Origin of the sequence: Bradyrhizobium sp. Pha-3 (assembly GCF_042258615.1) — a bacterium.
In the GTDB taxonomy this organism is placed as follows: Bacteria; Pseudomonadota; Alphaproteobacteria; order Rhizobiales; family Xanthobacteraceae; genus Bradyrhizobium.
In genome coordinates, this window is record NZ_CP170152.1 from 3,744,223 (window position 1) to 3,756,683 (window position 12,461).

Consider the following 12,461-nt stretch of genomic DNA (forward strand, 5'->3'; position numbering starts at 1 on the left):
GCCGGCCTATGCTGCCAAAGCCTTCTTGGCGGCTTGAGCGAGAAAGCCGGAGCGGGTGAAGCCTTCCTGTTCGGCGCGTCGATCAATCTCGCTGAGAATGTCGGATGGAAGAGTGATGTTCACCCGAACGCTTCTCACGTCTTCCGCCGGCGCTGGAATGAGAACGGCAACGCCGCTCCGGTTTTCCGGATTGGCCATGATCTCCTCAAGAGAGGAGGGCTCAGGTACGGCTTCGCCGTCTGCAGCCATACCTTCCAAATGGAGGGCCAAGGCTTCAGCGGCCATCGTCCGGGCATCGTCGAGATCGGTACCCGCGGTGATCACACCGGGAAGATCAGGAAACGAAACTCCGTAATCGCTGTCGGGATCCTTGTGGATCAACGCGATGTAGTGCCGCATTCGTGTCTCCGATTTGCGAACCCCCTTTGGGCTTCGTCTTGGTCATTTCAGCTTCAGGCCGGACTGCTTCTCAATGCTCTTGAAGGTCCCGACAGGGACGTCTCTTTTGGGATGTGGGACGGTGACGCGACCTGGCTTTATGGGTGCGTGAATTGAACGTGGCTGCCTTTCTGGGCAACCTGCACCCATCCATCGGCCCTCAAGGCTTTGATGATGTCCGCCGATCTCACCGTGTATTTATACACACAACTGTGTAGTTTGTCAACACACAAATACACACTACGTCGACCCAGCGTTCGCAATCCATTGACGTTAACAGCTCCTTAACGCCGCCCGATCCAAGATCGGGACGCGTGGGCGAGGGCGCTTCGCGCTGGTATGGCTGGGTCCCGAGAAGACGTTTCGAGATGGCGCGAACGGCTGCCGCTGAAACATGGTCGCTAGGCCGCGCCTGGGCGCGGACTGCCCGTCTGTGCCTGCTTGCCACCGGCCTTGCCCTTACAGCCCTCACATATCCGGCCACGGTGCCGGCCCAAGACCTGTCGCCGGTGCCGGGCGAGGCGACATTCTCGGCCGCGAACGGCTATGCCCGGCTGGTGCTGAAGCTGAAGGAGGATGTCGAGTCGGAGGTCACGACCGCCGGCTCGATCATCGTGATCCGCTTCAAGCGTCCGGTCGATATCCCCGTCGAGAAGCTCTCCGATGCGGTGCCCGATTATGTCGGCGCCGCGCGTCGCGATCCCGACGGTTCGGCGATCCGCCTGTCGCTGGCGCGCCGTGTCACCATCAACACCATGACCGCCGGCGAGCGCATCTTCGTCGACTTCCTGCCCGACGGCTGGACCGGCCCGCCGCCGTCGCTGCCACAGGAAGTGATCCGCGAACTGGCGGAGCGCGCCCGTGCCGCCGAGCGTCTGTTGCGCATCCAGCGCGCCGCCGATGCCGCCAAGAAGAAGCCGCCGATCCGCGTGCGTGCGCTGGTGCAGCCCACCTTCGTCCGTTTCGTGTTCGAGGTTCCCGACGGGGTCAGCGTCTCCTCGGTGCTGAACGAGCAGAAGCTGACGCTGTCCTTCAACTCGGTCCTGAGCTTCGACCTTGCCGATGCCAAGGTTGCCGCTCCCCCGAACGTTGCGTCGATCAGTTCGCGCGCCGACACGGATACCTCAGCGGTCGACGTGACGCTGATTGGCGATGTCGACGTGCATTCGTTCCGCGACGAGAAGAACTACATCGTCGATGTCGCCTTCCAGCAGGCCGACCAGCAGCCTTCGGCGAAGCCCTCGCTGAGCGCGTTGTTGCCGACGCCGCGCGGCAAATCGAAAGGTGCAGCTGCGATCGCGCCGGCGACATCGGAGAGCATCGCGCAGCAGGCCAAGATCGAGATCAAGTCCGAGCAACCCAAATCTGAGCAACCCAAGTCCGAGCAATCCAAGGCTGAGCCGGCCAAATCCGAACCGGTAAAGTCGGAACAGGTAAAGTCCGAGCCGATCAAACCCGAACACGCCACGACCGAGCAACCGGCGCCCGCGACCGCCAAATCGGAACAGCCGAGATCCGAGCTGCCCAGTTCGGAGCTGCCGAAGATCGCCGCGGCGCTGCCGGCCGAGGTCGAGAAGGCTGCTGCGCCGGCCGCGCCGCGCGAGGGCAGCGCTGCGATCGAACAGAGCGACGCGCCAAAGCCTGCGCCTGCTGCCGCGGCCGCGCCGTCCATGGAGGCGCCGAAGCCAGCGACGGCGCCATCGCCGCGTGCCGAAGCCCGCGCCAGCGCCCCGTCCGCGGTCGAAGCCCAGCGCGACAGCGACGGGTTGCGGGTGACGTTCTCATTCCCCGGCGCGACGCCGGCGGCACTGTTCCGTCGCGCCGACACGGTATGGATGGTGTTCGACACGCCTGAGGCGATCGACGTCGATCCGATCCGCGCCAAGGCCGGCTCGCTGATATCTGATGTCAGCCGGATCGCGCTGGAGAAGGGGCAGGCGGTGCGCTTCCGCCTCAACCGGCCGCAGATGCCGTCACTCGAGAGCGACGAGCGCTCGCGCGGCGTGAGGTGGACGCTGACTTTCGCCGACCGGGTGCAGAAGCCGCCGCTGCCGCTCAGCGTGGTGCGCAACATCAGCGAGCCCTCGCTCGCCAATGTCAGCGTGCCGCTCGCCAATCCCGGCCGGCTCCACAGACTGATCGATCCCGATGCGGGCGATACGCTCTGGGTCGTGACCGCACCGCCGCCGACCCGCGGCATCATCAAGCGGCAGGATTTCGTCGAGCTCTCATTGCTGGAATCGATCCACGGTGTCGTGGTTCATCCGAACGCCGACGATATCAAGGCGGAGGTCGGCGCCGACAAGGTGGTACTGGGCCGGCCCGGCGGCCTGACACTGTCGTCGGCCGACGTCGCCGCCGAGCGCGCGACCGCGGCGGTAAAGCCGCTGTTCGATCCGGACGAGTGGCGCAAGAACCAGTCGGAGAATTTCCTCAAGCAGCTCGACGGTCTGATTGCGGCGGCTTCGACGGCGAATGCCGAGCAGCTGCCGCAGGCGCGGCTCGATCTCGCCGATTTCTACATGGCGCGCGGCATGTACCAGGAAGCCCATGGTGTCACCAATCTGATCCTGTCCGAAAGCAAGCGCGGCAGCGAGACGGCGTCCGTGGTGATGGTGCACGCGGTTGCCAGCATCCTGATCGGGCACCCGGCGCAGGGGCTCAAGGATCTTGCCAATCCCGTGATCGGCAATGGCTACGATTCCCAATTGTGGAAGGGGCTGGCGTTTGCCCGCGAGGGCAAATGGCCCGAGGCGCGCGAAAAGTTCAAGAACGCCGAATTCGCGGTCGCGACGCTGCCGCCCGATCTGCAGCGCATCGTCACCATGGATTCGATGAAGGCCTCGCTCGAGGTCAAGGACTATGCCGGCGCCGCGCGGCGCAAGAGCGATCTCGACGTGGTCGGCATTCCCGACGCACTCAAGCCCGCGGTTGCGGTGCTGCGCGGTCGGCTCGCCGAAGCGCTCGGCCAGGAGAAGGATGCGCTCGACGCCTACCGCTTCGCCGCCAATTCGCCCGACCGGCAGTCCGCCGCCGAAGGCAGACTGCTGGAGACGCTGCTGCGGCAGAAGCGCGGCGAAATCGGCCGCGACGATGCGCTGAAGGAATTCGAGCTGCTGTCGATGCTGTGGCGCGGCGACAACATCGAGCTGAAGACGCTGTACGTGCTGTCGAAGATCTATGCCGAGACTGCGCGCTATGCCGACGCCTTCGCGGTGACCCGTGCCGCGACCCGGCTGCAGCCGAACGCGCCGGAATCGCGCCTGGCGCAGGATGCCGCCTCGGCGTTGTTCGTGCAGCTCTATCTCGGCCCGAAGGGCGACGAGATGGCGCCGATCGATGCGCTCGGCACCTTCTACGACTATCGCGAACTGACGCCGATCGGCCGCCGCGGCGACGAAATGATCCGCCGTCTCGCCGACCGCCTCGTCGGCGTCGATCTGCTCGACCAGGCCGCCGACCTCCTGCAATACCAGGTCGACAAGCGGCTCGAAGGCGCGGCGCGCGCCCAGGTCGCCGCGCGGCTTGCGATGGTCTATCTGATGAACCGCAAGCCTGACCGCGCCATTGGCGCGCTGCGCTCGACCCGGATCGCGGACCTCTCCGGCGAACTGCGCCAGCAGCGGCTGCTGCTCGAGGCGCGCGCGCAGAGCGACGTCGGCCGGCACGACCTCGCGCTCGACATCATCTCGAACATCACCGGCCGCGAGGCGATCCGGCTGCGTTCGGACATCTATTGGGCGTCAAGGCACTGGCGCGAGGCGTCCGAGCAGATCGAGCTCTATTACGGCGACCGCTGGCGCGATTTCACCCCGCTCAACCCGAGCGAGAAGGCCGACATCATCCGCGCCGTGGTCGGCTACGCACTCGCCGAGGACGCCATCGGGCTGTCCCGGTTCCGCGAAAAATACGCGCCGCTGATGTCCGGTGATGCCGACAAGCTGGCGTTCGACGCGGCCAGCAAGCCGGTCGCCACCTCGAGCGCCGAGTTCGCCCAGATCGCGCGGATGGCCGCGAGCGTCGACACGCTCGACGGCTTCATCCGCGAGATGAAGACCCGCTTCCCCGACGCCACCGCCCGCGCGCCGCTGCCCGATCCGGTCACGACCGGATCGCTGCCGGAGAAGCCGATGGCCGCGCCGGTCAGCACGCTGCCAGTCATCAAGGGCGAGCGCCGCGCCGGCGTGACGCCGTAGGGACGCGAGCCGTTACGGCCCGGGCGACACCCACGCCGTCGAAATGATCCCCTTGTCGTCAAGCGCGATGCGCCAGTGCGACGCCCCGTTCTCATGCCTCATGCTGTAGACGTCCTCGCCCTGAGCGCCGACGCCGAGGAAGCGGGTGGACTCGACCGCGCCGAGGTCGGCGAGGAAAGGCTGCAGATGTGGCAATTGCTCGCGGGTCGCGGCGGCGAGCGCAGGGGTCATGTCTGCATAGTTGGCTTGTCCCGATGCGAGTCCATCGAACAGACGGCGGAGTGCGGCTTCGGTTCCGGGAGCCGGTGACTGGTTCTTCACGCGCTCCGCGGTGCGATCCGCAATCTGCTTCGCGGTTGCGGCGTCGATGCGCGGCATCGGCTTGTCGCCGTTTTGATGCAGGATCAGTGATGTCGCTTGACCGTCAGCGGCGATCACAAAGCTGATCTGCGCGTTGACTTCCCTTGCGAAAAACTCGGTTTGGCTCTCCGCAAAAAACGGCACGGCACGCTGCCCGGTGAGCTGGATCACCAGGTGATGATGATCGCGCGTCACACTGAGGACGGCCTGGTCGCTGAGCTGGTAATATCCCGCATAACCATCGAGCATCGCGGTCGCGACTGCGATCTCTTGCCGCACGGCGTCCGGCGGGGCGAGAGGTGGCACGTCGGCAGGTCCGCCAGCGGCCTGTATCCGCGCCGCGAGCGTGTTCCAGTCGCGTTGACCGAACAATTTCGCGATCAGCTCCAGGCTGTCGCTGTGGGTGAGGGGGATCGATTTGGCGGCGAGCGCTTCGCGCAGCGTCTGCGCCATGGCCTTGGCATCACGAAAGTCGCGCATGGGATCAACCTTTGCATCGACGAACGGAAAGCGTCAGGGGCTTGCGTTGCTGACCCGTTCGCGCGGGCAAAGGAAGCCTGAAACCTGGCTTGATACGTTCACCGTCCCCGGGCGGGGTGCAAGCGGCGGGTGGTATCGACCCGGACCGATGTTCGCCGGGGACCTGCAATTTGTCAATTGCAACAGCCCGTGATCGGGTGCGTCCTCTCGACATTCCGCTGCCAAATCGGCAACCATGGCTGATATCGCCAACCGGGAGGACGTCGTCACATGAGCAAGCCGATCAAGACCGAAGCCGAACTCATCGCGATGGCGCGGGCCGAGTTGAAAGTCCATGTCGACTGCCCCGACGGCATCGACATCTCGGTGCTGCGCGACGGCGACAGCTGGGAATTCCGCGCCAGCGCCGACGAAGCCACGGTGGCGAGGCCCGGCTACCCCGAATGCGTCGCGATGCTGGTGCAGATCGGCGATCACCTCAGCAAGCAGTATGACGTGAAGGCTGACTAGCGCATGAATGCCCGTGGCCGCTTGCCCCAGGGGCGGCACGCAGGCGGACAGACATGCCAATGTTAACGCGATGGGCCACAGGCGACTTTCCCGACCTCGATTGTTCAACTGAATTCGTGCTATCGCTTAGAGCTCTATTGAATCTAAGCATTCCCGACCCATGCTTGCAGTCTTACGCAGCCGGAAAGCAATGCTCCTCCTCGCTTTGGCGGGTTCGCTGGCGATCTCGCTCGGACAAGCCTTTGGCGATGACGAACAGGTCTGGGCGGCATTGAAGCGAGGCGGCATGGTTGTCCTGCTGCGCCATACCCACGTCGATATGCGAGAAGGAATAGGGCACCTCGCGCCCGGAAACTGCGCCGAGGAAGTAAACCTTTCTTCCCGCGGCGTTGAGCAGGCCAAGCGGATTGGCGAGGCGTTCCGTGCGCACGGCATTGCCGTCGGAGAGGTCCGGACCAGCCCGTATTGCCGTTGCATCGACACCGGCAAGCTTGCGTTCGGTCGCGCGATGCCTGTCCAATATCTCATGCCGCCAGGCGTCTTATCCGAGAGCCAGGCGACGTCGAATGAGGAGCGGGTCTTGCAAGACATCCATGCGTACCGGTCTTCCGCGAACTTGGTGATGATCACCCACGATCTCAACATCTCAAACATCGTTCTTGAACCATCGATCGCCATGGGGGATTTTTTTGTTCTTCAGCCCAATGGGACGAATTTCGATGTCGTCGGCAGCATTCAAATGGGCGGCAAGTAAGAGGTCGATCTCAGAGTTGATCAGGTTGCCTGCAGCGAAAGAGTCGTAATGGACCGCATCGACGCCATGAAGGTCTTCGTCGCGGCGGTCGACGAGGGCAGCCTTGCCGGAGCGGGGCGAAAACTGCGGCGATCGCCGGCGGCGGTCAGCCGGGCGATCGCGTTCCTCGAGCATCATGTCGGCGCCGAGCTGCTTCATCGCACCACGCGGTCGCTGAAGCTGAGCGATGCCGGCCAGCGTTACGCGGCGGCGTGCCGGCGGATCCTCAGCGAGCTCGAGGAGGCCGACATCTCGGCAGGCGGCGAGCGGTCGGCGCCGCGCGGCACGCTGACCATCACCGCGCCCGTCGTCGTCGGCGAGGACGTGCTGCGGCCGGTGCTCGATGCCTTCATGATGGAGTATCCGGCGGTGTCGGTGCGGCTCGTGATGCTCGATCGTACCGTCAACCTGATCGACGAGGGTATCGACGTTGCGCTGCGCATCGCCCAGCTCGCCGATTCCAATTTCATCGCGATCAAGCTCGGCGAGGTGCGCCGCGTGGTCGCTGCATCGCCCGGTTATCTTGCGCAGCATCCCCTGATCGGGGAGCCGGCCGATCTCGCAAGGCACCAGATCATCGCGATGACGCATTTCGGGCTCGACTCCTGGAGCTTCCCGCCGGCCGCGAAGTCGAAGGTGGCGCGCGCGGTCCAGTTCGCGCCGCGGCTGGTCGTCAACACGGTGCGGGCGGCGGTCGCCTCGGCCAGCGAAGGGCACGGCGTCACCCGGCTGTTCTCGTATCATATCGCCGAGGAAATCCGCGACGGACGGTTGCAGATCCTGCTCGCCAAAGACGAGCATCCGGCCTTGCCGGTGCATCTGTTGGCGCCGCAGGGTCGCTTCGACGTGCCGAAGGTGCGCGCCTTCGTCGATTTCGCGGCGCCGCGGCTGAAACGCTATTTCGAGCGGCTGTCGCGCGAGGCCAGCCGGGCCAGTCGTTCGCGGCGCGGAAGAGTGTCTGCCGAATAGCGGGCATTCGCGCGGAAAGCGGATGTATCTAGCTTGCTCTCCATCGAGGCGGCGCTGTCGCAGCCTCAGCAACAGATGGAGAGAGATCATGGGTGCAGAGCAGAAGGTTGCCATCATCACCGGTGCGTCGCAGGGGATCGGCGAGGCGCTGGTCCGGGGCTATCGCGATCGCAACTATCGCGTCGTCGCCAACTCCCGCAGCATCAAGCCGTCGACCGACGCCGATGTGCTGGCGGTCCCGGGCGACATCGGTGATCCCGAGGTAGCCGATCGCATCGTCAAGCAGGCGCTCACGCGCTTCGGCCGCGTCGACACGCTGGTCAACAATGCCGGCATCTTCGTCGCCAAGCCGTTCACCGACCACACCGACCAGGACTACGCGTCGGTGCTCGCAACCAACCTCAACGGCTTCTTCTACATCACCCGCCGCGTGGCGAAAGAGATGGTGAAGCAGGGGTCGGGGCATATCGTGCAGATCACGACCAGCCTCGTCGACCACGCCAACAGCAACGTGCCTTCGGTGCTGGCGTCCCTGACCAAGGGCGGCCTGAGCGCGGCGACCAAATCGCTGGCGATCGAATATGCCGCCAAGGGCATCCGCGTGAACGCGGTAGCGCCCGGCGTGATCAAGACGCCGATGCATGGCCCCGAGACCCACGACTTCCTCGCCAAGCTGCATCCGGTCGGCCGCATGGGCGAGATGAAGGACATCGTCGACGCCGTGCTGTTCCTGGAGGGAGCGGGTTTCGTCACCGGCGAGATCCTGCACGTCGACGGCGGCCAGAGTGCCGGCCACTGACGAGCATGAGCAGGAGAGTGTGATGCCTATTGTCACCATCCAGGTCACGCGTGAGGGGACGGCGCCGGGTGCGTCGTCCACCACGCCGGAGCAGAAGGTGGCGCTGATCAAGGGTGCCAGCGAATTGCTGCGCGACGTGCTCGGCAAGCCCATGGAATCGACCTTCGTCCTCATCGAGGAAGTCGACACCCACAATTGGGGCTGGGGTGGGCTACCCGCGCTGGACTATCGCAAGAAGCTTGCGTCGGAACGAAGCCGCTGAGGTCCAAGGAGAGAGTTCACCCCTCACCCGGATCGCATCTGGCGATGCGACATAGCCGAAGCTTTTGCTTCGGCGTCGCTACGCACGGCCGCCGCAGGCGGCCTATGCCTCTCCCACAGGGGGAGAGGTAAAGAGACGGCGTGATCGCTGCGAGCGATTGCTGCGATCGCAACTAATCATTTTTCACGAACGGCCGGAGGGCCTACTGCCATGTCCATGTCAGCCAATGTCGATCATCATCGGGGCCGTCACGCCGGACCGCATCGCGATGCTGGCGGTCCGCTGTGGCTATCGGCAGCCGCGGGGCTGTGCGCTTCGCTGGTTGGGCTCGGGCTGGCGCGCTTTGCCTACACGCCGCTGATCCCGGCGCTGATCGCGGCCAAATGGTTCACGCCGGCGGAAGCCGTCTATCTCGGCGCCGCCAACCTTGCCGGCTATCTCGCCGGCGCGCTGATCGCCCGCGATCTCGGCGCGCGCATCGGCTCGGTGTGGGCGTTGCGTGGCATGATGGTGCTGGCTGCCGTCACCTGCTTTGCCTGCGCGGTGCCGATCTCCTTCATCTGGTTCTTCGGTTTCCGCTTCCTTGCCGGCATCACGGGCGGGGTGATCATGGTGCTGGCGGCGACTGTGATCCTGCCGCACACGGCGCCCAGCAAGCGCGGCCTGATCGGCGGCGTGATCTTCGCCGGTGTCGGACTGGGTGTCGCAGCGTCGGGAACGCTGGTGCCGTTGTTGCTGCAGCAGGGCGTCAAGCAGGCCTGGTACGGCCTTGGCGTGCTGTCGGCGGTGCTGACATTGATCAGCTGGAAGGCGTGGCCGGCGGAAGTGCTAGCCGCGCACGCTGCTGCCGAGCCGCACTTTGCTGCGCATGGTGTGCGCTCGCCGCTGGTGATCGCGCTGTGCGTGGAATATGGCCTCAATGCGCTGGCGTTGGTGCCGCACATGGTGTTCCTGGTCGACTTCGTTGCCCGCGGCCTCGGGCAGGGGATCGCGGCAGGATCGTACTACTGGGTGCTGTACGGCATCGGCGCCGTGATCGGACCGCTGCTGACAGGACATCTCGCCGACCGTGCCGGCTTCGCTGCGGCGCTGCGTGCGGCGTTCCTGATCGAGACGGTCGCGGTCGCGCTGCCCGCCGTGACGAATTCGCCAGCCGCGCTGATCGTGTCGAGCCTCATTGTCGGTGGTTTTACGCCGGGCATCGTGCCACTGGTGATCGGCCGCATCCACGAGTTGATCCCGCATTCGGCCGCGAGCCAGCGCTCCGCATGGGCACAGGCGACCACGACCTTCGCGCTGTTCCAGGCGGCAGGCGCTTATGGCCTGTCCTGGCTGTTCGCGCACAGCAGCGGTGATTATGCGCTGCTGTTCGTGATCGGCGCGGCCGGAGTCGCTGTCGCGCTGGCGATCGAACTGGTCAGCGTCGTCGCGCTGGGGCGCAAGCGGAGTTAGCCGCGCAGCGCTTTGGTCAAGCCTGCGACGAGGCGATCCACATCGGCCTCGTCGTTGAACACGTGCGGCGAGATCCGCATCCGGCCGAGCCGCAGCGCGACGTGGATGTTCTCGGCGGCGAGCCGCGCGATCAATTCCTTCGGGATGCCGCCGGCCATGCCGAGGCTGAGGATATGCGGCGCGCGCACGCTGCGCGCCAACAAATTGAGCTCGAGATCGCGCACGCCGTCGGCGATCCGCTCGTTAAGCATCGCGAGCCGCGCGCTGACGGCGACAGCACCCCATTCCGCCATCATCTCCATGCCGATCGAGGCCATCTCCAGCGTGATGAAATGATCGCGCTCGCCCATGTCATAGCGCCGGGCATTGTCGACATAGGCGAGATCGCCAAAATAGACCGGCTTCTCGGAATTGACGTCGCGGCGGCCGGCGGAGGTCTGCTCCAGCGGCACGCCGTTCTGGTGACGTTTTGCAACGTAGAGAAAAGCGCGGCCGTAGGGACCGATCAGCCATTTGTAGGTCGGGAAGATCACGGCGTCAGGGTCGAGTTTTGTCACATCCATCGCGACGACACCCGCGCTCTGCGTCGCGTCGATCACGAACAGCGCGCCATGCCGCCGCAGCGTTGCTTGCACCCGGTCGACGTCGATGATGCCGCCGTCCGCCCAATGCACCGACGAGATCGAGGCGAGGCCGACCGGTGGCGCGCCCGGCCGCTCGATCGTTGCGAGCACCGCCGACGTCCAATCGCCGTCGGCGGGCTGGCGCACGGTGTCGACGACAAAACCCTGTGCCTCGGCGCGGGCATGCCATTCCAGCACCGGCGAGGAGTGATCGTTCTCCAGCACGATGACGCGGGTGCCGCGTGGAATGCTCAGTGCCTTCGCCACGGTAGCTATGCCGTAGCTGATCGCAGGGATCAGCGCGATGTCATCAGGATCGGCATTGATCAGGCGCGCCGCCGCGCTGCGGGCGCGCTCATGCTGGCGGCCGGCGAAACCGGCGTCGATCGTCCAGGGCTGGCCCTTCCGTCCCACTGCGGCGCGGGCGGCGTCGAGCGTCTTGAGCGGCAGTGGGCTGTAGGACGCGGAGTTCAGGTAGCAGACGTCGCGCGGGATTTCGAATAGATGGCGTTGGGAGGGAAGCATGTCGTCTCGTCGCTGGGAATGCTGAGGATGTCGCGATGCGGACGAGCGTGTGCGCTCAACCGTCATACTGGTCCGGCCCCATCGCCCATGGCGCCTGGTCGTAGCCGTTGGCGAAGGTGCGGTTGGTCTGCGCCGGATTGCGGTTGACCAGCGGCCGCAGATACATCGGATGGGTGGCGCTGCGCACCTCATGCTCGACGGTGAACAGGTGCCGGCCATTGGCGGGATCGACGATGTCGCAGAAGCGGTACTGGTATTGATTGTCCTCGCGGGACACCAGGTTGCGCTCGCGCAGCCGCTTGTAGGGGCCCGAGAAGTCCGTGATGTAGATCTGGACGTGATGGCCGTCGAACTCGCCCTGCGCCTGGTCGGTCTCGCGGAATTGCAGATACTGGTCCTTGCCGACCTTGGCGCGCGCGACGACACTGTCGCCGTTCACGACGCTGGCGGGGATGCCCATGATTTCGGGATAGAACCGGCTGATCGCTTCAGCCGTGCCGCGCGGCACCTCGAACTCGACATAGGGCATGCCGAGCGCGATGCGCCCGAACCGCGCGGCGTCCGGTTCAAAGCAGCGCAGCCGGTTGCCCCACGGGCAGGTGGCCTCGACGTGATCGTTGTGCTCGCGATAGCTGAACGCGGTGCCTTCGAGCTTGGGCGCGACCGCGGCGAGCCGCTGCAGCAGGGCCTGCCGCCCGGCGATCACGATTGCCGTGTGGCCGCGCAGCACCTGCGGCCGTCCGCTCGGCAAATGAAACTGGCTGCGGCCGGCATTCACCCACATGTTGCTGTCGGAGACCATCAGATAGGGATCGCGGGTCAGCCCGATGCCGGCGACATAGAACAGCGTGGCGAGGCGCTGGTCGGGCACCTGCACGTTGACATGCTCGAGATGGATGGCGTTGCCGAGGTCTTCTGCGGCGCGATCGAATGGCTGCTGCACGGCGCGGCTCCCTGGATGCGGTGCCGCGCATGATAATGCAACGGCACGGCCGATCCAGCGATGAGGCCATGAATGTTTCGCGGGGCTACCCCCCGTAACTCTGCACCAGGC

Annotated in this window: 11 protein-coding genes and 1 pseudogene; 7 read left to right on the top strand and 5 right to left on the bottom strand. The window is 65.4% G+C overall.

The window, feature by feature from the left end; genetic code table 11:
• Window positions 1-6: 6 nt before the first annotated feature.
• The gene (locus ACE10Z_RS17495) at window positions 7-399 is read right to left on the bottom strand and encodes a type II toxin-antitoxin system HicB family antitoxin (protein WP_375789027.1); all 393 of its coding nucleotides are present in this window, start codon (window positions 397-399) and stop codon (window positions 7-9) included.
• Between the two features lie 42 nt (window positions 400-441).
• Window positions 442-629, bottom strand: a pseudogene (locus tag ACE10Z_RS17500) (type II toxin-antitoxin system HicA family toxin).
• Between the two features lie 177 nt (window positions 630-806).
• Here ACE10Z_RS17500 and ACE10Z_RS17505 point away from each other — a divergent pair.
• Window positions 807-4,634 carry a tetratricopeptide repeat protein gene (locus ACE10Z_RS17505; protein WP_375789028.1) on the top strand — a complete coding sequence of 1,276 codons (3,828 nt, stop codon included), beginning with the start codon at window positions 807-809 and terminating at the stop codon, window positions 4,632-4,634.
• 12 nt (window positions 4,635-4,646) lie between these two features.
• On the opposite strand, the gene ACE10Z_RS17510 is transcribed toward ACE10Z_RS17505, so the two are convergent.
• Complete coding sequence (locus tag ACE10Z_RS17510; RefSeq protein WP_375789029.1) at window positions 4,647-5,474, bottom strand: glyoxalase superfamily protein; 828 nt, start codon at window positions 5,472-5,474, stop codon at window positions 4,647-4,649.
• A 270-nt stretch (window positions 5,475-5,744) separates the two neighbouring features.
• On the opposite strand from ACE10Z_RS17510, the gene ACE10Z_RS17515 reads away from it, so the two are divergent.
• The 6 genes from ACE10Z_RS17515 (at window position 5,745) to ACE10Z_RS17540 (ending at window position 10,259) form a co-directional block, all read left to right on the top strand.
• Window positions 5,745-5,984 (top strand): hypothetical protein, encoded by a 240-nt coding sequence (locus tag ACE10Z_RS17515; RefSeq protein WP_375789030.1) that lies wholly within the window; start codon window positions 5,745-5,747, stop codon window positions 5,982-5,984.
• A 190-nt stretch (window positions 5,985-6,174) separates the two neighbouring features.
• Window positions 6,175-6,738 carry a histidine phosphatase family protein gene (locus ACE10Z_RS17520; protein ID WP_375789031.1) on the top strand — a complete coding sequence of 188 codons (564 nt, stop codon included), beginning with the start codon at window positions 6,175-6,177 and terminating at the stop codon, window positions 6,736-6,738.
• Window positions 6,739-6,786: 48 nt separating this feature from the next.
• Window positions 6,787-7,746 (top strand): LysR family transcriptional regulator, encoded by a 960-nt coding sequence (locus ACE10Z_RS17525; RefSeq protein ID WP_375789032.1) that lies wholly within the window; start codon window positions 6,787-6,789, stop codon window positions 7,744-7,746.
• A gap of 88 nt (window positions 7,747-7,834) precedes the next feature.
• The gene (locus ACE10Z_RS17530) at window positions 7,835-8,545 is read left to right on the top strand and encodes an SDR family NAD(P)-dependent oxidoreductase (protein ID WP_375789033.1); all 711 of its coding nucleotides are present in this window, start codon (window positions 7,835-7,837) and stop codon (window positions 8,543-8,545) included.
• A gap of 22 nt (window positions 8,546-8,567) precedes the next feature.
• Window positions 8,568-8,807: a 4-oxalocrotonate tautomerase family protein gene (locus ACE10Z_RS17535; protein ID WP_375789034.1), complete on the top strand. Its 240-nt coding sequence runs from the start codon at window positions 8,568-8,570 to the stop codon at window positions 8,805-8,807.
• Window positions 8,808-9,017: 210 nt separating this feature from the next.
• Entirely contained in the window at window positions 9,018-10,259 is a 1,242-nt protein-coding gene (locus ACE10Z_RS17540; RefSeq protein WP_375789035.1) for a YbfB/YjiJ family MFS transporter, read from the top strand.
• Here the strand turns inward: ACE10Z_RS17540 and ACE10Z_RS17545 are convergent.
• Together ACE10Z_RS17545 and ACE10Z_RS17550 are read right to left on the bottom strand one after the other, a co-directional pair.
• Window positions 10,256-11,407, bottom strand: a complete 1,152-nt coding sequence (locus ACE10Z_RS17545; RefSeq protein WP_375789036.1) for an aminotransferase class V-fold PLP-dependent enzyme — start codon at window positions 11,405-11,407, stop codon at window positions 10,256-10,258. The two genes, ACE10Z_RS17540 and ACE10Z_RS17545, sit on opposite strands and share 4 nt — an antisense overlap.
• A 55-nt stretch (window positions 11,408-11,462) precedes the next feature.
• The gene (locus ACE10Z_RS17550) at window positions 11,463-12,350 is read right to left on the bottom strand and encodes a hypothetical protein (protein WP_375789037.1); all 888 of its coding nucleotides are present in this window, start codon (window positions 12,348-12,350) and stop codon (window positions 11,463-11,465) included.
• Window positions 12,351-12,461 lie beyond the last annotated feature (111 nt).